Annotated in this window: 24 protein-coding genes; 9 read left to right on the plus strand and 15 right to left on the minus strand. The window is 71.1% G+C overall.

The genetic code is table 11. The annotated features are described in order from the left end of the window. Positions 1-33: 33 nt before the first annotated feature. Both ACWFRU_RS23940 and ACWFRU_RS23945 read left to right on the plus strand, forming a co-directional pair. Positions 34-1,290: a sensor histidine kinase gene (locus ACWFRU_RS23940; RefSeq protein ID WP_453690044.1), complete on the plus strand. Its 1,257-nt coding sequence runs from the start codon at positions 34-36 to the stop codon at positions 1,288-1,290. After that, positions 1,287-1,952 (plus strand): response regulator, encoded by a 666-nt coding sequence (locus ACWFRU_RS23945; RefSeq protein ID WP_453690046.1) that lies wholly within the window; start codon positions 1,287-1,289, stop codon positions 1,950-1,952. The genes ACWFRU_RS23940 and ACWFRU_RS23945 overlap by 4 nt, the downstream gene beginning before the upstream one ends. Here the strand turns inward: ACWFRU_RS23945 and ACWFRU_RS23950 are convergent. Together ACWFRU_RS23950 and ACWFRU_RS23955 are read right to left on the minus strand one after the other, a co-directional pair. Continuing rightward, positions 1,913-2,188: a DUF6332 family protein gene (locus ACWFRU_RS23950; protein ID WP_453690048.1), complete on the minus strand. Its 276-nt coding sequence runs from the start codon at positions 2,186-2,188 to the stop codon at positions 1,913-1,915. The genes ACWFRU_RS23945 and ACWFRU_RS23950 overlap by 40 nt on opposite strands. A 76-nt stretch (positions 2,189-2,264) precedes the next feature. Further along, positions 2,265-3,755, minus strand: coding sequence for an MFS transporter (locus tag ACWFRU_RS23955; RefSeq protein WP_453690049.1), 1,491 nt, complete (start codon positions 3,753-3,755; stop codon positions 2,265-2,267). An 89-nt stretch (positions 3,756-3,844) separates the two neighbouring features. Here ACWFRU_RS23955 and ACWFRU_RS23960 point away from each other — a divergent pair, with 89 nt between their 5' ends. After that, on the plus strand, positions 3,845-4,291 hold the full coding sequence (locus ACWFRU_RS23960; RefSeq protein WP_453690051.1) for a MarR family winged helix-turn-helix transcriptional regulator: 447 nt from the start codon (positions 3,845-3,847) through the stop codon (positions 4,289-4,291). Positions 4,292-4,310: 19 nt separating this feature from the next. Here ACWFRU_RS23960 and ACWFRU_RS23965 read toward each other — a convergent pair whose 3' ends face one another. Then, a complete protein-coding gene (locus ACWFRU_RS23965; RefSeq protein WP_453690053.1) occupies positions 4,311-5,039 on the minus strand; it encodes a maleylpyruvate isomerase family mycothiol-dependent enzyme in 729 nt (242 codons plus the stop codon). 109 nt (positions 5,040-5,148) lie between these two features. After that, entirely contained in the window at positions 5,149-6,339 is a 1,191-nt protein-coding gene (locus ACWFRU_RS23970; RefSeq protein WP_453690055.1) for an MFS transporter, read from the minus strand. Between the two features lie 360 nt (positions 6,340-6,699). Here ACWFRU_RS23970 and ACWFRU_RS23975 point away from each other — a divergent pair, with 360 nt between their 5' ends. After that, positions 6,700-7,932 carry an ROK family protein gene (locus ACWFRU_RS23975; RefSeq protein WP_453690057.1) on the plus strand — a complete coding sequence of 411 codons (1,233 nt, stop codon included), beginning with the start codon at positions 6,700-6,702 and terminating at the stop codon, positions 7,930-7,932. A 16-nt stretch (positions 7,933-7,948) separates the two neighbouring features. Here ACWFRU_RS23975 and ACWFRU_RS23980 read toward each other — a convergent pair whose 3' ends face one another. The 5 genes from ACWFRU_RS23980 to ACWFRU_RS24000 all read right to left on the minus strand — a co-directional run bounded on the left by ACWFRU_RS23980 (position 7,949) and on the right by ACWFRU_RS24000 (position 12,346). Next, the gene (locus ACWFRU_RS23980; RefSeq protein WP_453690059.1) at positions 7,949-9,211 is read right to left on the minus strand and encodes an MFS transporter; all 1,263 of its coding nucleotides are present in this window, start codon (positions 9,209-9,211) and stop codon (positions 7,949-7,951) included. A gap of 180 nt (positions 9,212-9,391) precedes the next feature. Further along, entirely contained in the window at positions 9,392-9,988 is a 597-nt protein-coding gene (locus tag ACWFRU_RS23985) for a TetR/AcrR family transcriptional regulator (RefSeq protein ID WP_453690061.1), read from the minus strand. Between the two features lie 130 nt (positions 9,989-10,118). Continuing rightward, positions 10,119-11,051 (minus strand): phosphotriesterase family protein, encoded by a 933-nt coding sequence (locus ACWFRU_RS23990; RefSeq protein WP_453690063.1) that lies wholly within the window; start codon positions 11,049-11,051, stop codon positions 10,119-10,121. 11 nt (positions 11,052-11,062) lie between these two features. Beyond that, positions 11,063-11,695, minus strand: coding sequence for a DUF4865 family protein (locus tag ACWFRU_RS23995; RefSeq protein WP_453690064.1), 633 nt, complete (start codon positions 11,693-11,695; stop codon positions 11,063-11,065). Positions 11,696-11,764: 69 nt separating this feature from the next. Beyond that, on the minus strand, positions 11,765-12,346 hold the full coding sequence (locus ACWFRU_RS24000) for a TetR/AcrR family transcriptional regulator (RefSeq protein WP_453690066.1): 582 nt from the start codon (positions 12,344-12,346) through the stop codon (positions 11,765-11,767). Positions 12,347-12,580: 234 nt separating this feature from the next. On the opposite strand from ACWFRU_RS24000, the gene ACWFRU_RS24005 reads away from it, so the two are divergent. The 3 genes from ACWFRU_RS24005 to ACWFRU_RS24015 are packed head-to-tail and all read left to right on the plus strand — an operon-like array spanning position 12,581 to position 16,292. Beyond that, positions 12,581-12,880: an SHOCT domain-containing protein gene (locus ACWFRU_RS24005; RefSeq protein WP_453690068.1), complete on the plus strand. Its 300-nt coding sequence runs from the start codon at positions 12,581-12,583 to the stop codon at positions 12,878-12,880. Continuing rightward, positions 12,877-13,695 carry an ABC transporter ATP-binding protein gene (locus ACWFRU_RS24010; protein WP_453690070.1) on the plus strand — a complete coding sequence of 273 codons (819 nt, stop codon included), beginning with the start codon at positions 12,877-12,879 and terminating at the stop codon, positions 13,693-13,695. Before ACWFRU_RS24005 ends, ACWFRU_RS24010 begins: the two co-directional genes overlap by 4 nt. Further along, complete coding sequence (locus ACWFRU_RS24015) at positions 13,692-16,292, plus strand: ABC transporter permease (protein WP_453690072.1); 2,601 nt, start codon at positions 13,692-13,694, stop codon at positions 16,290-16,292. The genes ACWFRU_RS24010 and ACWFRU_RS24015 overlap by 4 nt, the downstream gene beginning before the upstream one ends. A 38-nt stretch (positions 16,293-16,330) precedes the next feature. Here ACWFRU_RS24015 and ACWFRU_RS24020 read toward each other — a convergent pair whose 3' ends face one another. Further along, on the minus strand, positions 16,331-16,870 hold the full coding sequence (locus ACWFRU_RS24020) for an ATP-binding protein (RefSeq protein ID WP_453690074.1): 540 nt from the start codon (positions 16,868-16,870) through the stop codon (positions 16,331-16,333). A gap of 225 nt (positions 16,871-17,095) precedes the next feature. Continuing rightward, positions 17,096-17,425, minus strand: coding sequence for a hypothetical protein (locus ACWFRU_RS24025; protein ID WP_453690076.1), 330 nt, complete (start codon positions 17,423-17,425; stop codon positions 17,096-17,098). Between the two features lie 330 nt (positions 17,426-17,755). Here ACWFRU_RS24025 and ACWFRU_RS24030 point away from each other — a divergent pair, with 330 nt between their 5' ends. Next, positions 17,756-18,850, plus strand: coding sequence for an L-cysteine desulfhydrase Cds1 (locus tag ACWFRU_RS24030; protein WP_365822373.1), 1,095 nt, complete (start codon positions 17,756-17,758; stop codon positions 18,848-18,850). Positions 18,851-18,875: 25 nt separating this feature from the next. Here the strand turns inward: ACWFRU_RS24030 and ACWFRU_RS24035 are convergent, their stop codons facing one another. Then, complete coding sequence (locus ACWFRU_RS24035) at positions 18,876-19,364, minus strand: SRPBCC family protein (RefSeq protein WP_453690078.1); 489 nt, start codon at positions 19,362-19,364, stop codon at positions 18,876-18,878. A 64-nt stretch (positions 19,365-19,428) separates the two neighbouring features. Next, positions 19,429-20,322, minus strand: a complete 894-nt coding sequence (locus ACWFRU_RS24040; protein WP_453690080.1) for a DeoR/GlpR family DNA-binding transcription regulator — start codon at positions 20,320-20,322, stop codon at positions 19,429-19,431. A 205-nt stretch (positions 20,323-20,527) separates the two neighbouring features. Here ACWFRU_RS24040 and ACWFRU_RS24045 point away from each other — a divergent pair, with 205 nt between their 5' ends. Continuing rightward, positions 20,528-22,900, plus strand: a complete 2,373-nt coding sequence (locus ACWFRU_RS24045) for a hypothetical protein (RefSeq protein WP_453690082.1) — start codon at positions 20,528-20,530, stop codon at positions 22,898-22,900. Here ACWFRU_RS24045 and ACWFRU_RS24050 read toward each other — a convergent pair. Together ACWFRU_RS24050 and ACWFRU_RS24055 are read right to left on the minus strand one after the other, a co-directional pair. Continuing rightward, entirely contained in the window at positions 22,860-25,283 is a 2,424-nt protein-coding gene (locus ACWFRU_RS24050; protein WP_453690084.1) for a right-handed parallel beta-helix repeat-containing protein, read from the minus strand. The genes ACWFRU_RS24045 and ACWFRU_RS24050 overlap by 41 nt on opposite strands. 187 nt (positions 25,284-25,470) lie before the next feature. Beyond that, a complete protein-coding gene (locus tag ACWFRU_RS24055; RefSeq protein WP_453690086.1) occupies positions 25,471-26,076 on the minus strand; it encodes an Rv1733c family protein in 606 nt (201 codons plus the stop codon). Positions 26,077-26,143 lie beyond the last annotated feature (67 nt).

The following is a 26,143-nucleotide window of genomic DNA, read 5'->3' on the forward strand; positions in this document are numbered from 1 at the left end:
CCGCCGAACGGCTCTCGGTCTAGCGTTGCCGCCATGGATGAGCAGCGCGAACGCGGGCGCGGCGGTCCGGCCCTGCCCTGGGGCGGACCGGCGCTGTGGCGGCAGGGGCCGCCCTGGTGGAACCGGCAGGACGAGGCCGAGGGCGCCGGCAGGCTGCCGTGGCTGACGACGCTGGCGATCACCGTGTTCGTACAGATCGGCTCGAAGTACGCGGCGGAGGGCCAGCTCGACCGGGAGCCCCTCGATGTCTACGCCCGGCTGATCCTGCTCGCGGGCACGGCTTCGCTCCTGCTGCGTCACCGCCACCCGGTCCCGGTCGCGTATGTCACGGCCGGGACCGCGCTGCTCTACCTGGGGGCGGGGTATGCGTACGGCCCCGTCCTGATCACCGTCGCCGTCGGCTGCTTCGCCGCCGTCGTCTCGGGGCACCGGCGCGCCGCGTGGGGCGCCGTCGGGATGCTGTGGGCGGGGCATCTGCTGGTCGCGCACTGGCTCTACCAGTGGCTGCCGCCGGACGGCGACAATGCCCGGACCTGGGGCGAGGAAACGGTCGTCGCCGTCTGGGTCGTCGCCATCATCGCCGTGTCCGAACTGGCCCGCGTACGACGTGAGCAGTGGATGAAGGAACGTGCTGAGCGCGCGCAGGCCGCCAGGCGGCGGGCCGACGAGGAGCGGCTGCGGATGGCCCGCGAACTGCACGACGTCCTCGCGCACAGCATCTCCGTGATCAACGTCCAGGCGGGCGTCGGCCTGGCCTTGCTCGACTCCGATCCCGAGCAGGCCCGCACCGCCCTGACCACCATCAAGACCGCGAGCAAGGAAGCCCTGGGGGAGGTCCGCCAGGTCCTCGACACCCTCCGAACGCCCGGTGACGCCCCCCGCGCCCCGGCCCCCGGACTCGACCGGCTGCCCGAACTCGTGCAGCAGGCCGCGAGCACAGGACTCACCGTCGAGGTCGACATACAGGGGCCCCGCAGCAAGCTCGCACCCGGCGTCGATCTCGCCGCGTTCCGCATCGTCCAGGAGGCCCTCACGAACGTCGTACGCCACTCCGGCTCACGCCACGCACGCGTGCTGGTGCGGTACGAGGCCGCGGCGCTCACCCTGCGGATCGACGACGACGGCCCGGCCACCGGCGCCGACGCGGGCGGCAGCGGCAACGGACTCGCGGGAATGCGGGAACGCGCTGCCGCCCTCAATGGCACGATCGACGCGGGCTCGCGCCCGGACGGGGGCTTCCGGGTCACCGCCGTACTGCCCACGCGCACGGCACCTCAGGAGGACCAGTGATCCGCGTACTGCTCGCCGACGACCAGTCGCTGGTCAGGGCCGGTTTCAAGGCGCTGCTCGACGCCCAGCGGGACATCGAGGTCGCGGGGGAGGCGGCGGACGGCGAGGAAGCCGTGCGCAAGGTGCGTGAACTGCGCCCCGACGTCGTCCTGATGGACATCCGCATGCCGCTGCTCGACGGCCTCGCCGCGACCCGCAAGATCACCGACGAGCCGGACCTGAACGACGTCAAGGTGGTCATGCTGACCACCTTCGAGCTGGACGAGTACGTCTTCGAAGCGATCCGCTCCGGGGCCTCGGGCTTCCTGGTCAAGGACACCGAGCCCGAGGAGCTGCTGCGCGCCGTCCGCGCGGTGGTCGACGGCGACGCGCTGCTCTCGCCCGGTGTCACGCGCCGCCTGATCTCCGAGTTCGCGGCCCGCTCCAAGGAGCCCGCGAGTGCCGAGCCGCTGGGTGAACTCACCGAGCGGGAACGGGAGGTGATGGCGCTGGTCGGCATCGGCCTGTCGAACGAGGAGATCGCCCGTCGCCTCGTGGTCAGCCCGCTCACCGCGAAGACGCACGTCAGCCGCACGATGGTGAAGCTCGGTGCCCGCGACCGCGCCCAACTGGTCGTCCTGGCCTATGAGTCGGGCTTGGTGCGCCCCGGCTGGCTCGGCTGACGCGTCGTGCGCCGGTGGCGTACGAGAATCGTCACCAGGACCGCGACGAACACGACGACTCCCACGATCTTGCCGGCCAGGACCAGCGTGCCCTGGCTGGGGGACGTCACGCCGAAGAAGAACGCCGGTGACGCCACGGCCAGCATCGTGGCGCCCGCCAGGGACGTGGCGGCGAAGAGCGCGAAACCGATCTCCACAGTGTTCGCGTCGCGCTCGGCCTGCGTCCTTCGCCCCATCTTCGAAGTGTGCGGTGCGCGCTCCCGGCGGGCAAGCAACTGCACGCCGGGAGCGCTCTGTTGATCGGCCGAGCGGTCAGTCGCGGGCGGCCACCGGCTCCCTCTCCGCCGCCTCCTGGGGCTGAGACTTCGCGACGACGACGGTTTCCCGCGTACGCCGCGTCCGCACCCCGGTGAGAGTGATGAGCAGGCCCGCGACCGCGATGAGCGTCACCACGATCAGGCCGGGCCGGTAGCTGTCGAGCACTGCCTGCGGTGAGGCGTCGGAGCCGTGCGAGGAAGCGGTGATCACCGCGGTGACGACGGCGAGGAAGATCGCGCCGCCCACCTGGATCGAGGTGTTCAGGAGGCCCGACACCATGCCTTGCTCGTCGTCGTCCACGCCGTTGGTGGCCTGGATGTTGAGCGAGGGGAAGACGAGGGCGCACGCGAAGCCGAGCAGGATCATGGACGGCAGCACCATGGACGCGTACGACGGGGCGAGGCTGACGCGCAGGAACAGCGCGTACGAGGCGACGAGCAGGACGAAGCCCGCCACGATGACCCGCGGTGTGCCGAACCGGTCGATCACCGAGCCGACCTTCGTGGACGACAGGGCGACGAGCGCTCCCGCGGGCAGGAAGGCGAGCGCGGTCTCCAGGGCGGACCAGCCGAGCAGCGTCTGGAAGTACTGCGTGGCCAGGAATTGGAAGGACACATAGCCGCCGAAGAACGTCATAGCGCCGATCTGAGCCCGGAGTTGAGGCCCCGAGCGTAGGACGCCGAGGCGGATCAACGGGCTCGCGGAGCGCAGTTCGATGCGTACGAAGACGGTGAGCAGCACGGCCGCGGCGAGGAACGACAGAAGAGTACGGGCCGACGCCCATCCTGCCTCCGGCGCCTCGACGACGGTGAAGACGAGCAGCAGCATCGCCGCTGTGCCGGTGACGGCGCCCGGCACGTCGTAGCCGCCGGCGTTCTTCTCGCGGGCGCTGCGCGGGATCAGCTTGAGTCCGGCGATCAGCGCGATGACGGCGATGGGCGCGGGCAGCAGCATCGTCAGGCGCCAGCTGGCCTCGGTGAGCAGCCCGGAGAGGACCAGGCCCATGGAGAAGCCGGTGGCGGCGCAGGTGGTGTAGATGGTGAGCGCGCGGTTGCGGACCGGGCCCTCGGCGAACGTCGTGGTGATGATGGAGAGGCCGGCGGGCGCGGTGAAGGCGGCGCTCAGGCCCTTGATGAAGCGGCTGGCGATCAACAGCGGACCCGAGTCGACGAACCCGCCGAGCAGCGAGGCGAGGGCGAACACGGCGAGCGCGATCAGGAAGACGCGGCGCCGTCCGAGCAGGTCGGCCGCTCGCCCGCCCAGGAGCAACAGGCCGCCGTATCCGAGGATGTAGCCGCTGACGACCCATTGGAGGGTCGAGGTGGAGAGGTTCAGTTCGGAGCCGATGGAGGGCAGTGCGACGCCGACCATCGACACGTCGAGTGCGTCGAGGAACATCGCGGCGCAGAGCACCAGGAGAGTGCCCCACAGACGCGGGGACCAGCGCTCCGGGGACGCGGAGGCAGCTGTGAGCGGAGAAGTCATGCGGAGCACAGTACATGCACGTGCATTGACTGCAAGTGCATTTAATTCCGATGCAACAAAGGGCGGATTCTCTGCTACCGTGCGATGTCATGGCGGCGAAAAAGGCCGAGCAAGAGCTCAGGACGGTCAATCAAGGGCTCAAGACGGCCGAGCATGAGCTCGTGGATCAATGGCGCGACATCCTCGCGGTGCACGCGCGCACCCTGTGTGAACTCGACGGCGCCCTGCGTGAGCACGGCCTCGGGGCGAGCGACTTCGAGGTCCTCGATGTCCTGTCCGAGGGCGCCGCGGCGGACGGCGACTGCGCCTACCGCGTGCAGGACATCGCGGGCCGGATTCATCTGAGCCAGAGCGCGTTGTCCCGCCTCATCGGCCGCCTGGAGAAGGACGGCCTGGTGGAGCGCGCGATGTGCAGCGAGGACCGGCGCGGGGTGCGGGTCGTGCTCACCGACAAGGGGCGCAGGCTGCACGCCCAGGTACGGCCGTTGCAGCGTGCGGTGCTCGAACGGATGCTGGCGCGCCCCGCCTCCCCCTAGTCCACCCTCGCCCGCCCCCTTACACGCCCGACGTCTCGCTCCACAGCGTGCTCAGCGCGGCGTCGCCGCTGACGTGCGGGAACGCTGCGCGGTTCCACAGCGCGAGATAGAGGCGCTCCGCGGGCCCTGACACCTCGCAGTCGGCCCGGCCGTCCTCGCCCCGCACCGTGACGGGCGGCTCTTGCGAGAGGCGTACGGTCCACACCGCGTCCGCGTCCGTCGGGCGCACCCTCAGAATCCGCGGCTCCTCCGTACGCACCCTGCTGCGTTCACGCGCGTGGAACCCGCACAGCAACTCGTCGATCCCGTCCGCGGCGAACTCGGTGCCGATCGGCGACGGCGCACCCCCGCGCGCGGACTCGGCGTCCACGCGATGGATCGCCGTCTCGTTCGCCTGCCGCCGCGCCCAGAAGGCGAGCGGTGAGGGCGCGGGCAGGAACGCCCAGCACTGTACGTCGGGTGCGGCGGCGCGAAGTGTCGTGACCAGGTCGGCGTGCGCCTGCCGGTACCAGTCGATCAAGGCGGCGCCGTCGAGCTCCGGCGGTTCACCCATGGGGCGCGGCGAGGTCTGCTCATCGGCGACGAACGCCGCGGCCCAGCGGTGCACCACGCCCGTGTGCCTCAGCAGATCGCGCACCGACCAACCGGGACAGGTGGCCACTTTGGCGTCCGTCCCGGCCGCTTCGGCGGTGCGGGCCAGCAACTTGCCTTCCGCATCGAGTATTTCGAGGTGCTCGGAGATCTCCATGCGCGGGATTCTGCCGGATGGAGCGGGTTCGAGGGGAGGCGCGTTCGCCTTGGGGCAGCACCAGTCGCTACCAAGGCGTACGACGTACGGCTTGCCCGCCCCACGAGGGTCAGCGACGGGTCGTGTACCCGATGGCGGCGGCGAGGCCCGCGAGTACGGCGACGCTGGTGAGGGCGATCGGCAGGGAGAACCAGTCGGCCATGAAGCCGATCGCGGGCGGGCCGAGGAGCATGCCGCCGTAGCCGAGGGTGGAGGCGGTGGCGACGCCGTTGGGACCGGCCAGGGCGCCCGCGCGTTCGACGGCCACGGGGAAGATGTTGGCGAGGCCGAGGCCGGTGACGGCGAAGCCGACGAGGGCGAGCCAGACGTTGGGGGCGAGTGCTCCCAGGAGCATGCCGGCGGCGGCCGTAGTGCCACCGCCGACGAGTATCGGGGTCTGGCCGAGGCGTTCGAGCAGGGTGGTTCCGCTGAGGCGGCCGACGGTCATGGCGAGGGCGAAGCAGGAGTAACCGGCGGCTGCGATGCCGGGGTGGGCCGCGAGGTCCTGTTCGAGGTGGAGGGCGCCCCAGTCGGCGAGCGCACCTTCGCCGAAGGCGGTGCACAGGGCGATGAACCCGAAGACGATCACCAGGCGGCGGGTGCGGGTGTCGAGGTGGCGCGGCGTGGTTTCTTGCCCCTGCCGCTCCACGGGTGGGGTGGGGGGTTCGAGCCGCAGCAGGGTTCGCCCCGCGACGGCGGTGACGACCAGGCCGATCACGGTGAGGCCGAGCAGGTGGCGGGTGGGGGAGAGGGACCCGGCGATCAGCCCGCCGAGCCCCGCGCCGACCATGCCGCCCAGGCTGAACGCGGCGTGAAAGCTGGGCATGATCGGTCGCCGCATGGCGGCCACCAGGTCGACGGCGGCGCTGTTCATGGCGACGTTGATGCCGCCGTACGCGGCACCGAACACCAGGAGCACGAGCCCGAGCGCGAGTGCCGAGTGTGTCAGCGGCGGCAGCGCGATGCTCAACGGCAGCAGCACTCCGCAGGCCACGGTGACCGGATGGCTGCCGAAGCGGCGGCAGAGCCGTCCGGTGAGCGTCATCGTGATCACGGCGCCGGCGGACACCCCGAGCAGTGCGAGCCCGAGGTCGCTGGCCGACGCGCCGGTCTGTTCCTTGATGGCGGGGATGCGGACGACCCATCCGGCGAAGATGAAGCCGTCGAGCGCGAAGAAGACGGTGAGTGCGACACGGAGCCGGACAAGGCCCGGGGGAGTGGCCCGCGACGCTGCGGACGTGGTTTTGTTTACTAGCGGCACAAAGTCAGAGTAGAGGTGTGCCCCCATGGCGTACAAGACGCGCAAGACGGTTGCTGTGAGGTGACGGTCACGCGTGGGTGGCGGGGGCCGGTAGGACGGCAGCGACAGTGGCGGAGTGCGGGTGGGGGGCCAGGGCGGTCGGCATGCGAAGAAATCCCGGTACGCGGGTCGACGGCCCGTGCTGAGTGGGATTTCGTTGCGGTCGTCACTGAACGAGTGGCGCGCGTGAGGTGGCTGGAGTGTCCGGAGTGGGAGATAGATCCCTGCGAGGCGGCAGGGGAAGGGAAGTGGGCGGGCGGTGTACGGGCAGATGACGGCTGAACGGCGAGGCGGCGTACGGATCATGGGAGACTCGCCCTCATGAACGGCAAGGCTGCCCCCCGCGTCGAGGGGGATCTGTCCACGCGTACGCGCCTGGAGCGAGGGCGTGGAGCGCTCGGGCCCGCTCTTGAGCTCGTCCACACCGGACGCGCCCCGACCCGTGCCGTACTCACCGCCGAACTCGGCGTCACCCGCGCCACGGCGGGCGCCGTCGCCGCCGAACTGGAGGCGCTCGGCCTGATCAGGATCGACGCGAGGCCGAGTGCGCCCGCGGGATCCCAGGGGCGCCCCTCGCACGGCCTCTCCATCGCGGAGGACGGTCCTGTCGCGCTCGCCGCGCAGGTGCACTCCGACGGTTTCCGGGCGGCGCTCGTCGGGCTCGGCGGCCGGATCGTCGCCACCGCGCCCGGCTGCGAGACGATCGACGCCGACCCCGCGCAGGTGCTCGGCTCGGTCATCGACGCGGGTGCGCAGTTGCTGCGGGAGACCGGCAGGCGATGCGTGGGCGCGGGCCTCGCCGTGCCGTCGGCCGTCGCGGAACCGGAGGGCACCGCGCTCAATCCGCTGCACCTGGCGTGGCCCGCGGGCTCGCAGGTCCGCCAGATCTTCGCCGACTGCGTACGGGACGCGGGGATCGCCGGGCCCGCGTTCGCCGCCAACGACGTCAACCTCGCCGCGCTCGCCGAGCACCGGCACGGCGCCGGGCGTGGCGCACGTGATCTGCTGTGCGTGGCGACCGGACACCGGGGGGTCGGCGGCGCGCTCGTGCTCGACGGGCGTCTGCACACGGGCAGTTCGGGCCTCGCGCTCGAAGTCGGGCACCTCACCGTCAATCCGGAGGGCCGCCCCTGCCACTGCGGCAGCCGGGGCTGCCTGGACGTCGAGACGGACCCGCTGGCCTTCCTCACGGCGGCGGGCCGCGAGCCGGGCCCCGAAGGACTGTTGCTGCAGGCCCGCGAACTGCTCCGTGACGGGGGCGGGGACCCCGCGGTCCGTGCGGCGGCCGAGGAACTCATCGACCGCCTCGGCCTCGGGCTCGCGGGCCTGGTCAACATCCTCAACCCGGATCGCATCATCCTGGGCGGCCTGCACCGCGCACTCCTTGAGGCCGACCCCGAGCGGCTGCGCGCCGTCGTCGCCGACCGGAGCCTGTGGGGGCGCAGCGGAGGCGTACCGATCCTCGCCTGCACGCTGGACCACAACAGCCTGGTGGGGGCCGCCGAACTGGCCTGGCAGCCGGTGCTCGACGACCCCCTCGCGGCGTTGGGTTAGGGGCTTTCAGAAGGCATCAGGCGCGGGCTGCGGTCTCCTTCGCGTTCGCGGGAGCCGCGCCCTGGGGCTCGATGGCTGGCTCCAGGGCCTCAACCCCCGCTGCGGCGGCTGAGGTTCGCTCCTCACGCAGCCGCTTCAGGTCGGGCAGCAGCGTGAGGAGACCGAGCGCCGCGAGGGCGGCGCCGATCCACAGGGGCGCCCGCAGGCCGAACGTATCGATGGCGGGCCCGCCCACGGACGTCGCGATGATGATGCCGAGGGTGATGAACGAGGTGTGGACGGTGTTCACCAGCGGCCGGGCGTTGCCCGTGCGCTGTACGCGCGTCACCAGCGCCGGGTTCATGGTGACGCCGACGAGGCCGATGCCCATCATCAACGCCACGGCCACCACGCTCAGTTGGGCGAATATGGCGAAGCCGGCGAGGAACGCGAGGTTGAGCAGAAGGCCGGTGAGCAGGACCGGCACGGTGTGCTTGTCGGCGAACCGGCCGACGACGGTGTTACCGATCAGGGTGGCCGCTCCGTAGGCGATGAGCAGCAGCGGGACGGTACCCGTGGAGAAGCCGGTGACCTCGGTGAGGATCGGGTTGAAGTAGCTGAAGGCGGAGAACGTGGCGCCGATGACGAAGGTGCTGGTGGTGAGCGTGAGCCAGAGCCGGGGGTTGCGGAAGGCGCCCAGTTCCTGGCGCAGGCTGGGACCTGTCTCGCTGTCGGCGCCCTCGGAACCGGCGTCCTCCATGCGAGGCACTCCGACGAGGGTGGCGAGTGCCGCGACGACGGTCAGACCGGTGATGGCCCAGAACGCGGCGCGCCAGCCCAGGTGTTCACCGACGACGGTGGCGAGCGGCAGCCCGAGGAGAGTGCCGAGCATCAGCCCGTTCAGGGCCACCGAGATGGCCCTGCCCCGCACTTCGGGGCGGGTGAGTTCCGAGCACATCGAGATGGAGACGCCGAAGAAGGCCTGCGACGCGATGCCGGTGATGATGCGGGCCACCAGCATGGTGCGATAGTCCGGGGCCAAGGCGGCGAGGACGTTGCCTGCCAGGAAGACGCCGAACAGGACCATCAGAGCCGACTTGTGACGCACCTTCAGCAGGGCGATCGTCAGGAAGGGCCCGCCGAGAGCCATCGCCGCGGCGAAGGCGGTGATCAAGTAACCGATCTCCGGAATCGTGGCGTCGAGTCCGTCGGCCATCTGCGGCATCAGACCGGCGACCACGAATTCACTGGTCACCATGGCGAAGATGCCGAGGGCCAGTAGGTAGACGGCGCGGGGCATGGGGGCTCCTGTCGGGATGGGGGTGGAGAGATAGTTATGGACTGTCCAGTTCAAAACTTATGGACTGGTCGTTACAAAACGAGGATGTGCGGCATGTGGGGGCAGCCCAGGGGAGCGAAGGGGCGGTCGATGGGTCGAGAGAGTCAGACCGTTAGGTCGTCAAGCTCAGGCCGTCAAGCGTCAATGCGTCAACGCGTCCAAGGCCGTCTCGGCGATGGCCGTCAGGGCCGCGCGGTCGACGCCGCCCTGTGCGGAGACCCGCATGCCGCCGATGACGGCGTTCAGGAAGTGGGCCAGGTCGCCCGCGTCCCGCGTGGAGGTGATGTCGCCGCCGCTCTGTCCCGTACGGATGACGGCGCTCATGGCGGCCAGTCGTACTGCGAGGTCACCGGCGAGCATCTCGGCGGCCTCGGGGTCGCGCCCGGCCAGTTCCACCGTCGTGTTGACCGTGAGGCAGCCGATGCTGTGACCGTTCTCGCGGCACTCGAACTCGGAGTCGATGACGCGCTGGAACAGCGCGCGAAGGCGCTCCATCGGGGACCGTTCCACGTCCTCCAGGATCTCGACCTGGACGGATGTCATGGAGTCCATGTAGCGGGCCAGGGCCCGCCGGAACAGTTCGTGCTTGCTGCTGAAGGTGTTGTAGATGCTGCTGCGGCCCAGGCCGGTGGCTTCGCACAGGTCCTGGGTCGAGGTGGCCTCGTAGCCGTTCGCCCAGAAGGCATGCATCGCCGCGTCCAGGGCCCGTTCCTCGTCAAAGGTTCTCGGTCGGGCCATGTCGGTACGGTACAAGTTTTGGAACGCTCAGTGCAATACGCGAGGCAGTACGCAAGTCTGGCGTGAGGTCGCCCCCGTCCTCGCCCCCGCCCTCGCCCCGATGCCCAAGGTGAACGGGGCTCGCCGATGCCTACGCCCACTCCACCGCGAACGCGCGAGCCGGGTTGTCCCGCAGGATTCTTTCGACCAGCTCTTCCCTCACGGCGAGTTCGAGCCGTGGGCGCACCCTGCGCAGCAGATAGGGCAGACCTGGCCCGCCGTTCACCGCGCGGGCTCCGGCCGTCGTCGTGTCGCCGCCCAGGAGCAGTTGGTCGGCGAAACCCACCTCGACCAGGGTCTGTACCGCTTCCGGCATGCGCCAATCCGTGGCGTGGTGGGCACGGGAGGGCCCGTCGAAGGCGAGGTACGCGCCGGTTTCGGCCGCCTGGCGGTGGATCGCGAGGTCGGGGAGGCGGTTCAGGTGGCCGAGGATCAGGCGATCGGGCGGGACGCTCAACTCGCCGCACAGCAGGTCGAGTACGTCCAGTGCGCCGGTGCCGAGCTCCAGGTGGACGGCGATGGGCGCGCCCGTCGCGTGGTGGGTCTCGGCCGCTGCTTCCATCGTCCAGCGGGCGTGCGCGTCCAGGCCGTGGAACCCGCCTGCGACCTTGATCAGCCCGGCCCGCACGCCGGTGTCGGCGATCCCCTTGGTGATCTCGCGTGCGAAGAGGTCCGCGAGTCCGTCGGCGCGGAGGCGGTCGAGCAACTCCGGTGCGTAGTGGGCCGCTTGGTGGAGACCTGTCGCCGTGACGATGCGTACGCCTGATGTCTGAGACAGCTCCGGCAGGTCCGCCGCGCGGCGTCCCATCCCGTGCGGCGTCCACTGGATCAGGCTTTCACCGCCGGCATTCCGGAAGGCCGCTAGCTCCTGGGCCGCCGCGGTGGGCGAGTCCAGTTCCTGGCCAGGGAGTTGTGGGCTCGTCAGGAAGAGGTGGTCGTGGGCGTCGCAGGTGCCCAGCCCTGCCGGATCGATGTCTCCGAGGACCGTACGGACCGTACGGACCGTACGGACTGGACGGGCCATATGGACCGCGCTCACCATTGCCGACCCTTGGGGAGCATGTGCCGCTCCGGCGCGGACAGGTGCAGCACCTGGAACACATCGCCTTCGCCCTTGCCCTTGGGTGATGCGTGGTCCCAGACGGAGAAGTGCACTGCCTCCCACGTGCGCGGGTCGATGGCCGCTGCCGCGTAGAGCACTCCGTCCTGGCGCGCCAACCGCTCGGTCTCGTGGACGAGTTCGGTCGCCAGGGCGCCGACGGGCGTGCCGGTAGGGATGCGCGTCCGACGTCGTACCGCCGCCTGCGCGGACGGTGCGGCACCTGAGTCAGCCCCCGAGACGGCACCCGAGACGGCACCTGAGGCGACCCCCTCCACGAACGCTAGCCCCGTCCAGTGCTGCACCTCCGGTCTCCCGAAGTCGTCGACGATGCCCTGGAATCCGGGGCCCCAGAGGAAGGAGGTCATGCCTACGGCTGTGTTCCAGAGGTAGAACGGTGCGTACTGGTTGACGGGGGAGCCGTCGACGCCGCGTTCGCGGATCAGGTACGCCTTGGCCCCGAGGCCCGGAAAGTCGTCCAGCAGATGGCCTTTGGCGGCGACTCTGCCGCGGATGATGCCCATGTCGTAGTCGGCCGGAAGTGTGATCTCGTACTGCATCGCGTGCACGGTGTTCCGCTCCTCGCTTTTCAGCTCTCGCTCCGCGTTCTCAAGCCGCCGGGCGATCGCCCCGGCCTTTCAAGTCGCTTGCGGCGAGGGGCTGGTGGCGGTGAAAAGGAGCGCGAGCAACCCCCGCACCCCTGTGTCGAATGCCGCAGGCGATCCCGCGGCGCGGGCCAGCACGTAACCGCCCTGGACCGTCGCGACGACCGTCGCCGCGATCGCCTGTGCGTCGAGCGTTGCCATGAACTCGCCGTTCCTCTTGCCCTCTTCGACGATTCCCGCGATGCGGCCCCGCAGCCAGTCGAGCGTCTCGGTGACGGGTGCGCGCAGCTCCTCGCTCGCGATGACATCCGGGTCCATCGTCAGCCGTCCGATCGGGCATCCGCGCAGTACGTCGCGCTCGCGCAGCAGATACGCCTCGATGCGTTCGTACGCCGATCCGGTGCCGCTGAGCACGCCCTCGGCCGCGGCGCGCATCTCCTCCGCCGTACGCCTGATCGCGGCGAGCGCGAGGTCGGGCTTCCCTGCGAAGTGGTGATACATGCTGCCCTGGCCGGCGCCCGCGTGCTGCTGGATCGCCTTGGGGCTCGTGCCGACGTATCCGCGCTCCCACAACAGTTCGCGGGTGGACTCGATCAGACGCTCCGGGGTGCTCATGAACCCACTGTACATACTAGTAGGTACAGAAGTCTCGCAAACGGGCGGCGGTCAGGCAGCGTGCCCGCTCGCCTCACCCCGGAAGCAGCCCCGCGCCCCCCACGTACTCCCGCAGTGGTACGCGCACTGCCGCTGGCCGTACGACGACTCGGACCCCCTCGGAGCGCGAGCCTGAAGGCACCGGAAGAAACACCGGCCAGAACCGGTCAGCAGCGCACCGAGGAGATGGACACCATGAACACCCTGGCTCACTTCGACGGCGGGCCCGGCCCGTGGATCCTGTTCTTTCCGCTCATCTGGGCAGCCGTCGTGACCGGCGGCATCACCCTCCTCCGCCGCACCGTCTGGCGAGGCCGCCGCGCGCCGTGGCAACGGGACGGCGCCGAGCGGAACGTACGCATCGACGAGAACTCGCCCATCGCCGTTCTCGGTCGCCGGTTCGCCTCCGGCGAGATCGACGAGGACGAGTACTGGCGTCGTCTTTCCGTCCTGAACGAGGAGTTCGGGAGCGCCGCCAAGGGTGGTGCGGCATGACCACCCCGACCGGACCCGGACATCTTGCCGCGACTACGACCACGCCTACGGTCGCGACCACCACCGTCCACGCCGCCCGCGTCACCGACGCCGTCAAGGTCTACGGCAGCGGCGACACCGCCGTACGGGCCCTGGACGGGGTCAGCGTCGGGTTTCCCGCCGGGCGTTTCACCGCGATCATGGGCCCCTCGGGCTCCGGCAAGTCCACGCTGATGCACTGTGCCGCGGGCCTCGACACCCTCACCTCGGGAGCCGCCCACATCGGCGACACCGAGCTCGGCTCGCTCGACGACCGGCGGCTCACCCTCCTGCGCCGCGACCGCATCGGCTTCGTCTTCCAGGCCTTCAACCTGGTGCCGACGCTGACCGTGGCCGAGAACATCACGCTCCCGAGGGACCTCGCGGGCACGCGTCATGACGGGGCATCAGCGGAGTGGAGCGATGCTCTCATCGATGTGGTGGGGCTGCGTGACCGGCTCCATCACCGGCCCGCCGAACTCTCCGGCGGGCAGCAACAACGCGTCGCCGTGGCGCGGGCGTTCGCGGGCCGGCCCGACGTGGTCTTCGCCGACGAGCCGACCGGCAACCTCGACTCGCGCTCCGGCGAGGAGGTGCTGCGCCTCCTCGGCCGCGCGGTGCGGCAGATGGACCGCACCGTCGTCATGGTCACGCATGACCCGGTGGCCGCGGCCCACGCCGACGAGGTCGTCTTCCTGGCCGACGGCCGCCTCGTGGACCGGATGGCGGACCCGACCGCCGACAAGGTCCTCGACCGGCTCAAGGCCTTCGATGCCAAGGGGGCGCCCCCGTCATGAATTCCTTCAACTCGTCCGCGCGCACGAGCAGTTCTCTATGGTCGTCCGCGCGCATCAGCTTGTCCTCCCTACGCGGCCACAAGCGACGTTTCGCGGGTACGTTCCTCGCGGTCATGCTCGGTGTCGCCTTCCTGGCGGGCACGCTGGTCATGGGCGACACCCTGCGCGGCAGCTTCGACACGATGTTCGGCAACGCGACGCGCGGCACCGATGCCGTCGTGCGCAGCGCCGACACCATCACCACCCCCGACGACAGCCAGGGCACCCGGCAGCCCGTCAAGACCTCGCTCGTCGAGAAGATCGAGCGGACCGAAGGCGTCGCCGCCGCCGCGCCCGCCATCCAGGGCGCGGGCCAACTCCTGGGCAAGGACCGCGAGCCCATCGGCGGCGAGGGCCCGCCCACGCTCGCCGGCAACTGGATCGACGACAAGGAGCTGAACGCCTACCAGTTGGCCGAGGGGCGCGCCCCCGCCAAGTCCGGCGAGGTCGTCGTCAACCGCGGCGCCGCGAAATCCGGCGACCTGAAGATCGGCGACACGACCACGCTGCGCACCCCCGACCCCGTCCAGGTGACGATCGTGGGCCTCGCCACCTTCGGCGGCGAGGACGGCATGGCGCAGACCACCTTCACCGGCATGACGCAGGCCGACGCCGAGAAGTACCTGACGCCCAAGCCCGGCGAGGCCGCGACCATCCAGGTGCGGGCCGGGCCCGGCGTGAGCGAGCGGGAACTCGTCGACGCGCTGAGTCCCGTACTGCCCAAGGGAGTTGAGGCGATCACCGGTGAGGCGTCGGCGGCGGAGAACACGGACAACCTCTCCGGCCAGTTCCTGACGCTCTTCACCGGCTTCCTGCTGGTCTTCTCCGGGGTCGCGCTGCTCGTCGCCACCTTCAGCATCCACAACACCTTCGCGATCGTCGTCGCCCAGCGCACCCGCGAGAACGCCCTCCTGCGCGCGCTCGGTGCCTCGCGCCGACAGGTCACGGCGGCCACCCTGATCGAGGCGAGCGTGGTCGCCGTGGTGGCGTCGGCCGCGGGGCTCGCGGGTGGCATCGGGATCGCGGCCGGGCTCCAGGAGCTCTTCCCGGCCATCGGATTCCCCTTCCCCGAGGGCGATTTGGTGATCAGCGGCCTGTCGATGCTGCTGCCGCTCGCCGTGGGCATCGTGGTGTGCGTCGGTTCCGCCCTGCTGCCCGCCGTACGCGCCGGGCGCACCGCGCCCCTGGCCGCGCTGCGCGAGACCGCGGTCGACCACTCCGGGGGATCGCGCACGCGCGCGGTCGCGGGTGGGGTCCTCGCGCTCGCCGCCGTAGGGCTCTCGCTTGTCGGTGTCCTCGTCAGTCCGTCCGTGTGGCTGGCCGGGGCCGGGGCCGTCCTCGCGCTCGTCGCGTTCGTGGTGCTGGGGCCGGTGGCGTCCTCGCGGGCGGTACGTGTTCTCGGCTGGCCCCTCGACCGGCTGCGCGGCGTCACGGGCGGGCTCGCCCGGCGCAACGCGCTGCGCAGTCCCAGGCGGACCGCCGCCACCGCGAGCGCCTTGATGATCGGTGTCGCCGTCGTCTCGCTCTTCACGGTCTTCGGCGCCTCCCTGAAGGCGACCATGGACCAGACGGTGAACCGGTCCTTCGCCGGTGACCTCGCCATCAGCACCCCGGGCTTCGGCGCGGGCGGCAGCGGACTCAGCCCCAGGCTGGCCCCCGCGCTCGCCGAGCGGCCGGAGGTGGCGACCGCGGTGGGCCTCGGCAAGGGCGCGGCGGAGGTCGACGGGGAAGGCCGCGCCCTGACGGTCACCGACCCGGGCCCCTTCGCCAAGTCCTTCGACCTCGGCAAGGTCGACGGGACGCTGGACGGCCTCGGCGCCGACGGCATGGCGATCAACAGGGAGGAGGCTGAGAAGCAGGACCTGAAGGTCGGCTCCAGGACCGAGCTCACCTTCGCGGACGGCAAGAAGGTCACCTTCACCGTCCATGCGTTGTACGGCCGGTCGGAGCTTGCCGGGGATTACGTCATCACCCGCGAGGCCTGGGCGCCGCACCGTATGCAGGACGCCGACAGTCTCGTCTCCGTCAGCTTCGAGGAAGGCGTGAGCGCGGACGAGGGCAGGGCCGCGGTCTCCGAGGTCGCCCGGGAGTACGGAAACCCGGATGTGCAGACGCGCGGTGAGTACGCGCAGTCGGCGGCGGGCGGCATCGACATGATGCTCACGCTGGTCTACGCCCTGCTGGCGCTCGCCGTCCTGATCGCCCTGCTCGGTATCGCCAACACGCTCACCCTCGCCGTCCACGAACGGACCCGTGAGCTGGGGCTGTTGCGCGCCGTCGGGCAGACCAGGGCGCAGCTGCGGGCCATGGTCCGCTGGGAGTCGGTGCTGGTCGCCGCCTTCGGCACGGCCGGTGGCCTGGTGCTCGGCGGCTTCCTCGGGTGGGTGCTCGTCAAGGCTTCGGACGGCGCGACGAGCAGTGCCTTCGCGTTCGCGGTGCCGCCCGTGCAGCTGGCGGTGGTCGTCCTGGTGGGCCTGACGGCGGGAGCCCTCGCGGGTCTGCGTCCGGCACGGCGGGCCGCACGCCTGGACGTGCTGCGTGCCATCGCCACCGAGTGACGTAGGACGCGCGCTCCACGGGGCCTGTCACCGCCCGGTCAGCCGACAACGGCCGACCGGGCGGGAGCATGTCCGGGCGCGTGCCCGTCGGCGAGCGCCCGCGTCCCCGTGTCCAGGTCCGCGAAGGGGCCCGCGGTGGTGGCGCCGTATGCCGGAAAGGCGGACGGCGGCGCGACGGTGGTCGTGGGGGCCGGAAGGGTGAACCAGACGACCTTGCCCGTGTCGCCGTGGGGGCGCACCCCCCAGCTCTCGCTGACGGCGGCGACCATGGCGAGCCCGCGGCCACAGGTCGCGAACGGCTCCGCGTCGCTGACCTCGGGGAGGCGGGGATCGTGGTCGTGCACGGAGACCGTGAGGCGGTCGAGCAGCAGCTCGATCTCCACGGTGCACACCTTGTCCGGCTCCGCGTGCCGGTGCACGTTGGTCAGGAGTTCGGTCACACCGAGCTCCGCCTGGTCTATCAACGGATCGAGATGCCAGTAGCGCAACTGCGCCGATACGATTCTGCGGACCTGGCCGATCCGCGACGGCAGAGCCTGGAGCTCCACCGTGCAATACCTGCTTGGCTGGCTGATCACGACTGCGGCTCCCCGAATTGTGGTCCGGAAGAAGACGACGATCGGATCCAGCAGCGGCCGCGGGGTCTGCCGGTCGTTGTATGTGACCGGCGGGCTGGTTCGCAGCGTCATCGCCGATGAACCCAGAGTGATGTGAGACCAGAGTGACTCAGGGGGTGCGGGCGTGCAACTCGCACCCTCCCGGCCGGGAGCTCGCGGGCTCCTCCTCGGGTTCGTGCCCAGCGGTCAGGCAGGTGCCCGGTGGCCCTTGGCCCTGCGTACCGCGTCGATGAACTTGCGGACCGTGGGCGGCCCACCCTTGCCGGGCGCCGGGTCGTGATCGGCGAGGGTCAGGCGATAGCGCGTGCCGTTCAGTTCGGCAAGGGCCCGGTCGTCGGCGGCGAACCACGGCTTGCCGGCTCGCACCGTCTGCACGGGCGCGCTGTCGATCTCCCTGCCATAACTGGTCAGCAGCTCGAACCTGCCGTCGGTGATACGGATTTGGCCCGCCCGGGTGAGGGAGCGCAGCCGTCGTCCGATCCGCACGCCTGTGGCCGTGAACTCCGGCTCCGCCATGACGTTCCGCCCCCTTGAGCGCTTCGGTATGTCGTTCCGTACGGGACCGCCTTCCCGTGCGGTGCAGTCTGCACGCACCTGACGTCGAGCACCAGTGCGTATGAAGACGTGGTCACAACTGGACCACATCCCCTCCTCAGTGTGCCGTGCCCCTGTGTCAGTCGGCTGTGCCAGGTGTGCCTTTGAGGTGCTCAAAGGTGTGTTTATGCAGGTGAGAAGCGTGCGGAAGGTGCCTATGATCGAGGTGTCCGGCCCGCTCCGAGCGTGGCCAGGTTGACGCCAAGGAGCCGCGCGGTGAGCACCACACAGCAGGATCAAGCCGACGAGCCGATGACCACGCTCGACGTGGACCGCAGCGACGCGGAGTACCGGGCCTGGCTCAAAGAAGCCGTGCGCAAAGTGCAGGCGGACGCCAACCGTTCCGCCGACACGCACCTGCTGCGCTTCCCGCTGCCGGAACAATGGGGCATCGACCTGTATCTCAAGGACGAATCGACCCACCCGACCGGCAGCCTCAAGCACCGCCTCGCCCGCTCGCTCTTCCTCTACGGCCTGTGCAACGGCTGGATCCGGCCGGGACGGCCGGTCATCGAGGCGTCCAGCGGCTCGACGGCCGTCTCCGAGGCGTACTTCGCCAAGCTGATCGGGGTGCCCTTCATCGCGGTGATGCCGCGCACGACCAGCGCCGAGAAGTGCCGCCTGATCGAATTCCACGGCGGTCGATGTCACTTCGTGGACGACTCACGCACGATGTACGCCGAGTCGGCCGCCCTCGCCGTCGAGACCGGCGGCCACTACATGGACCAGTTCACCTACGCGGAACGGGCCACGGACTGGCGGGGCAACAACAACATCGCCGAGTCGATCTACCAGCAGATGAGGCTGGAGCGCTACCCGGAGCCCGCGTGGATCGTCGCCACGGCGGGCACGGGCGGCACGTCGGCGACCATCGCCCGCTATGTGCACTACATGCAGCACGACACCCGGCTCTGCGTCGCCGACCCCGAGAACTCGTGCTTCTTCGACGGCTGGACCCACCACGACCCCGACGCCACCAGTGACTGCGGGTCCCGCATCGAGGGAATCGGCAGGCCGCGGATGGAGCCGAGCTTCGTGCCCGGCGCGATCGACCGCATGATGAAGGTGCCCGACGCGGCGAGCGTCGCCGCCGTGCGCGCCCTGGAGCAGGCGATCGGCCGCAAGGCGGGCGGATCGACCGGCACCGGCCTGTGGAGCTCCCTGAAGATCGTCGCCGAGATGGTGGCCGAGGGCCGCACCGGCAGCGTCGTCACGCTCATCTGCGACCCGGGCGACCGCTACCTGGACAAGTACTACTCGGACGCGTGGCTGGCCGAACAGGGGATGGACATCACGCCGTACTCCGCCGCGATCAAGTCGCTCCTGGCGAACGGGACCTGGACCTAGTCGGCCCTCAACTCCGGTACGGAACTCAGGCGTTGGCCGCGGCCAGGCGCCGGTCCAGGGCGGTGACGGCGTCGCGGAAGGCGCGGCCCATGCCCGGCCTGCCGAGCTTCAGGGCGAGGCGGAACGGCGCGACGCCGTCCGCGGCGAACGTCCACTGCACGCGGGTGCCGGTCCCGGCCGGGGTGAGCCGCCACTCCTCCAACAGGGCCCGCACGCCCGGGGCGTTCGTCTCGTCGACGCGATAGGCGTACCGCTGGGAGGCATCGGCCGCGACGATCGTCTCCCAGAAGCGGGTGCCGCCCTTGAGCCGGACCTCGCGGCCCTTGCCGCCATCCGCACAGTCGATGGGTTCGCACAGCGTGACAGCCGTGAACCACTCGGGCCAGCCGGTCATGTCGTCGGCCAGCGCGCCGTACACCGCCTCCGGGGGTGCGCTCACCTCACGCGCGAAGACCAGACGCACGGGAGCGGACTCGACGAACCGCAGTCCCACGGGCCTCAATCGGCGTGCCATCGAACTCAGCCCCCAAGCGGAATCGGGTCGTTGACCGGGCACCGACACCATAGCTGGCGGGCCGTCAGATGTCTGCGGTGCTCCCGGCGCTCTCCGCCCGCCCCGCGTCCACGCCGTGCTCGGCCCGCCCGTCGGCGCCCGGCTCCTCGGGCTCGCCCGTGATCACCAGACGCCGCAGCCGCTCGGAGATCTCCGTCCGCGCCTCCGCGGGCAGCCCCGCGTCCGTCACCAGCGTGTCGACCTGATCCAGGCCGGCGAACGAACTGAGGCCCACCGTTCCCCACTTGGTGTGGTCGGCGACCACGATGACGCGGCGCGCCGACTGCACCAGACGCCGGTTGGTCTCCGCCTCCGCGAGATTGGGCGTGGACAGACCGGCCTCCGCCGATATGCCGTGCACCCCCAGGAAGAGCACATCGAAGTGCAGCGCGCCGATCGCCTGGTCGGCGACCGGGCCGACCAGCGAGTCCGACGGGGTGCGCACACCGCCGGTGAGGACGACGGTCGCCGCTCCCTGGCGCTGGCCCGAGGTGCGCTGCGCGGAGTGGAAGACATCGGCGACCCGCACCGAGTTCGTCACCACCGTCAGGTCCGGCACGTCCAGCAGATGATGGGCCAGTGCGTACGTCGTCGTGCCGCCGGAGAGCGCGATCGCCGTGCCCGGCGCCACCAGGGAGGCCGCGGTGCGCGCGATGTCCTCCTTGGCGTTCAGCTCGAGGCCCGACTTGGCCTCGAACCCCGGCTCGTGCGTACTCGCCTCCACCACCGGGACGGCGCCGCCGTGCACCTTCTCCAGGACACCCTGGCGGGCGAGGGCGTCGAGATCGCGGCGGACCGTCATGTCCGACACACCCAGCTTGCGGGTCAGTTCATTGACACGGACCCCGCCCCGGCGGCGTACCTCATCGAGGATCAAGGCGCGGCGCTGCTCCGCGAGGAGGTTCTGATTCTCACTCACGTCCGTCCCGGCCCTTCTGCCTCGTCACACCCGTCGCGCCCGTCCATCACGCTGCCTCATCCTCGCACGGGCCACCGACAGGCGGTCCACCGCCCGATTCCGCGCGGTCACCTGGAACGGGGAGATTACGTGATGGCTGGTGTGGACGGGGTCAGGAATGGAGATCCTTCTCCCCTGACCACGCGCACATCGGGGGAAGCGAACAGTGGCAGCTGACCACAGAGAAGAGACGGCTCTCGAACTCCTCGTCCATGGGGTGGGGGGCACGACACCCGAACAGATGCTGGGCGATCCACGGACCGTCCGGATCTCCGGCGACGAGACGGCGGCCGTGTTCCGCCGCACCGAGGACGCCGACGCCGAGAAACGCCCCGACGACTACCGGGGCAAGCCGGTCCCCGAGGCGTACGTCTGGTGCAATCTGACCTCCGGCAACGGCTCACGGGCCCTGTGGCTCCTGCTGCTGCCGTTCATGGTGGTCAATCTCGCGCACTGGATGCGCCCCACCTCACGGCGCATGCGCAAGACCGTCCGGACGTACGGCGTCCTGGTGCGCCTGACCGGGCTCACCCTCACCGTCCTGCTGGTCGCCGCCGCCTGTGAGGTGGCCATCGACCTGGTCGCCTGGCAGTGCGCGGGCACTCCCGAGTGCGCCGCCGAGCGCTCCTGGCTCGGCTTCCTCGCGACCGACGCCTCCGGGCACGGCGGCTGGTGGAGCCAGCCGGGGCGCCGTCTCGCCTTCGCCGCCCTGCTGCCGGCCGCGCTCACCGGGCTGCTCTGGTACCTGTCCCAGCGCACTTGGAGCGCGTACGAGTCCCAGACGCCGCTGCCCCACCAGGACGACCCGGAGGAGGAGGCCGGCCGCGCCGCGCTCGGCAAGCCCGGCTTCTGGTACGGCCGCCGCCTCGTGGCCCGGCTGCGCGCCGCGCACACGGCCGCCGGATTTCTCACGGTGGCCGCCGCGGTCGGCGCCGCTGCCGCTCGCCACGACCGGCGGGCCGGCGGTCCCGCGCTGCTCGACGTCCTCGGCTGGCTTCTCGTCGTGACGCTGCTCCTGGGAGGCGGCTTCGTCGGACTGGTGGTCTGGCGCAGGGGCCGCAGCGAGAGCAGGCTCGACCGGCACCTCGACGAGAAGCTGATCCGCAGGCTGCCCCTGGGCGCGCTCACCCTGCTCGTCCTGACGCTTCTGTACGCGGGGTGGTCACGCCCGGACTGGACCTCCGAGGGCAGACTGCCGGGCAACGCGACCTTCGGCGGCATCGCCCTGGTCCAGGGGCTCCTGGTCGTCGCGCTCGCGGTGGTCGCCCGCATGCTCTACCGCACGGCCCCCGACCCGCGCACCGCCCTGCGGGGCTTCGCGGGCCCCTCCGTTGCCATGCTCGCCTGCGCGCTCGGTGGTGTGATGTCCGGAGGCGGCGCCCAGCGCGTCGCCGACTGGCTCGACGGTGCGGGGGAGCCGGGCTCCGGTGGCACCATCGATGGCCCACCCGTGCTCCTGACCTGGCAGGCATCCGTCATCCCGCCCCTCCTCGTGGTGCTCGCCGCGCTCTGCGGCTGGCTCGGCGTGCGCACCTGGCGGCGGGCACGCCGCGACCGGGAGAACATCCCGCTCGAATACCCCGGCGAGCCGAAGGACGCGGCCCGCAGCCGCCGTATCGCGGGCACACGCGCGCGTGCCGCCCTCACCGACCGTGCCCCCCTTCTGGTGGGGATCACCTCGGCGGTGACGCTGCTGCTCGGCGCGGGCGCTCTGGTGGGCGCATGGGTGAGCGAGGAAGTCCCGAGCAAGGCCGCGCAGGGGCTGCCACTCTTCTTCGAGGGCGCGGCCGAGACCTCGCAGGCGCTCGGCTCCTGGCTGATCGGCTTCGGTTTCATACTGTTCGTGACGTGGGGCCGCCGTGCCTACCGCGACGCTTCCGCACGGCGCACCATCGGCATCCTGTGGGACGTCGGCACCTTCTGGCCGCGTGCCGCCCACCCCTTCGCCCCGCCCTGCTATGCCGAGCGCGCGGTCCCCGACCTGACCTGGCGCATGCACACCTGGACCCGCGCGACGCGCGCCACCGGGGGCAGGCTTGTCATCTCCGGCCACTCGCAGGGCAGCGTTCTCGCCGCCGCGGCCGCCTGGCAGCTGTGGCCGTCCGTCCGCAAGAGGGTCGCTCTCCTCACCTACGGCTCACCCCTGGAGCGCCTCTACGGCCGCTGGTTCCCCGCCCACTTCGGCCCGGCCGCCCTCGGCTCCCTGCACCGCGAGGTCGACTGCTGGCGCAACCTGTACCGCGGCACCGACCCGATCGGCGGCCCCGTCCGGGTCCAGCCCGATGACGACGGACCCAAGGTCGACCACGACGCGCTCAAGGACCCCCTGGTCTACGGACGCACGGAGGAACACCCGCTCCCCGCACCGATCCTGGGCCACTCCGACTACCAGGCCGATCCCGCCTTCGCCGAGGAGCGGGCAAAACTGCTCGCCCGGCTCAAGCCCGCCGTGCCGGCGCCGCGCACCCTCGAACCCGCGGCCGAGCCCGTGGCGGCGGTCACGGCAGCTCCGGCAGATCCTCCGGATACAGCAGGGTGAGGTCGTCCTTGCTCGGCTCCTCGAACTGCGCGACCCGCCCCGCGTGCCGCTCCACCATCGCCTCGAACGTCTGGCGCGCGGTGCGGCCGTTGCCGAACGCGGGACCCTTCGGAAGCGCCGTGAAGTACTTCAGGAGGGCCTCGCCCGTCCCGGTGTCGAGGCGGTACTCGTGCTCCTCTGCCTGCTGCTCGACGATCCGCAGCAGCTCCTCGGGGGCGTAGTCGCCGAAGGTGATGGTCCGTGAGAAGCGGGAGGCCACACCGGGGTTGACCGAAAGGAAGCGCTGCATCTCGGCCGTGTAGCCCGCGACGATCACCACCACGGCCTCGCGGTGGTCCTCCATCAGCTTCACCAGCGTGTCGATGGCCTCCCGGCCGAAGTCGCGCCCGGAGTCCTCGGGCGACAGGGCGTACGCCTCGTCGATGAACAGCACACCGCCGCGCGCCCGGTCGAACGCCTCCTGGGTGCGGATCGCCGTCGACCCGATGTGCTCGCCCACCAGGTCGACCCGGGACACCTCGACGAGATGCCCGCTCTCCAGGACGCCGAGCGAGGCCAGGATCTCGCCGTAGAGCCGCGCCACGGTCGTCTTGCCGGTGCCGGGGGAGCCGGTGAACACCAGATGGCGGCGCACGGACGCGGCCTTGAGACCGGCGAGCTGCCTGCGCCGCCCCACCTCGATCATGTCCGTGAGGGCGCGCACCTCGCGCTTGACGCTCTCCAGGCCGACCAGGGTGTCGAGTTCACCGAGCACGTCCTTGGAGGAGCGGGACGGCGGCTCGGGGGCCGTGGCCGTCGCGGGCGCCAGATCCGTGCGCTGACCGGGGATCGCGCCGAGCAGCCCCACGGTCTGCTTGGCCGTCTGCGGGGCGGCCTCCTGTGCCGTGGACGCCGAGGCTGCCGCGGTCCGTACCCCGCCGCTCTCGTCGCTCGTGCAGTCCTCGATGAGCGGCCCGTCCTCGGCGAACTCGAAGCCGCCGCGCGCGCACCGCTCCGTGCGGCACTTCTTCAGCGTCGTACGGCAGCCGTCGATGACGTGGAAGCCGTACCCTCCGCTGTCGGTCACCCGGCAGCCGTGCAGGCTGCCGCGGCCGCCCGCCGAGACGTAGAAACCCGCCTCCGCGGGTGAAGTGACCGTGCAGCGCTCGAGGGTGGGGTCGGCGCCCTTGGTGACGATGACGCCCGTCTGGACACCGTCGACCGTGCAGTTGGCCAGGGTGCCGCCGCTGCCGTGGTCGCGGAACCACGCGCCGGTGGCGGCATCGCGGATGCGGCAGTCGTCCAGCTGCGCCGTCGCGCCGTCGCTCACGGAAACCGCCGTGTTGCGCACCTGGGAGAGATCGCTGTCGACGACGTCGGCGCGCGAGCCGCGGTCGAGGACGAACAGGGCGTCCGGCACGTCGTGCACCCGGCAGGACTCCAGGACGGCCGTCGCGCCGTCGCTGACCCACACCGCGGGGTAGTCGCCCGTGCTGTCGTGCATCTCGCACTGGTTGGCGTCCACGCGGGTGCCCGGGTCCCACACCGAGAGGCCGTTGCGGCCGAACTGCCGCACGGTGGAACGCGTGAGGGTCAGGACCGAGCGGGAACGCAGGTCGATCGCGTTCTCCGGGATGTCGTGGATGCGGCAGTCGGCGAGCGTGAGGACCGCGTCCGTGTCGAGCGTGACGCCGTCCGACGTCGTGCGGTGCACGTCGCAGTCCGTCAGATGCGCGGCGGCCCGCCCGGTGATCTGCACGCCCGAGCCCTTGACCTCGTACACCTCGCAGCCGATCGCCTCCAGGCCCGAGTGCTCACCGGTCACCGAGAGGCCCGCGCCCGATGCGTGATGCACCCGGCAGCGCTCGAGACGGGGGTGCGCGCCGCCGCGCACCGCTATGCCCGACTGCCCGGCCGAGACGACCTCGCACTCCTCGAAGACGCCGCCCCCGCCGTCGAGCACGGCGATGCCGATGCCGCCGGGGTTGTCGACCGTGCAGCGCCGCACGGTGGGGCGTGCGCCGCCGCGCACCTCGATGCCGCTCGCGGAACGTGTCACCACGCGTACGTCGATGAGTTCGGGCGCGCCGTCCTCGACGAGCAGCGCGGGCGCGGCCGAGTCCTGGCCCTCGACATGCAGGTCCTGCACCACGGCGGAGGACCGGACGGTGAGCGGCACCCCGTCGGAGGGCGCGATGCGGACGGAGCCGGGGGAGCCCTCGGGGCCGCGCAGCGTCACCGCCCGCTGGACGACGAGGTTCTCGCGGTACGTGCCGGGGGCGATGGTGAGGACGTCCCCGTCGCTCGCGGCCTCCAAGGCGGCAGCGAGCGATGCGTACTCACCCGTGCGGCGCCGCCACCGCGAGGTTCCGGTGTGCGTCACCTGGACCGTGCCCTGTGCCATGGAGTTGCTCTGCCCCCACCTTGTCGTACGCGGGACCTCACGACCTCGCGCAAGGCGCCGAAGAGTTCGGCCGGTCCACCGTAGCGCGCGCGGCGAGGGCGAGTTGACCCGATCGCCAGGCTCTCACCTGGTCATCGCCGCTCTCTCACCGGACCCGGAGGTCCGTATCGGTGCCCCGATCAGGGCTTCATGAGCCGGTGCCGGTCCGTCCCCAGTCCGGTCCCGCCTTCTCCCAGGCCTGGTCCCAGCGCTCGTGACGCCGCACCACGATCCGCCAGACGACGATCCGGCGGGCTGCCTCGACGAGTCCGGCGGCCGCCACGGCGGCGCCGATCCCGGCCAGTGCCGCGTGCGTGCTCGCGGTCGCGTCGTCCAGCGGGCGGCCGACCACCTGGCCGTGCTCGTCCGTCCAGAGCCGGAAGCGGTCGCCGGGGTCGGGGGACTCGAGGGCGGCCAGCACCGTGCCGGTGTGCGACGTGCCGTCCGGGGCGGTCCATTCGGCGAGCACACGGCTGTGCCTGTCGCGCGCGGAAGACGTCTCGGGATCGGGGTCGACCGGGGGTCTGGAAACCTTCCTGATCACCGTGCCCGCGACTTCGTGCCGCACTTCGCGCTGTTCCCGCACCGACTGAAGCAGGGCGTCCCGCGAGAGGCCGCCGACCGTGAAGCCGGCCAGCGGCACGGACACGGCGATGAGCAGCACGGCCACGAGGGCCACCCAGGCTTCGACGAGGTCGGTCTTTCGGCGCAGCGGATTGTGCCGCCAGCGCCAGAGCCCGACGAGTGCTCGCACAGTCCCGCACCCCCTTCCGCGTCCGTCCTCACCACGAGCGGCACGGCCCACGCGCCGGCGGGAAGAA

This window comes from Streptomyces sp. NPDC055099 (genome assembly GCF_053607685.1).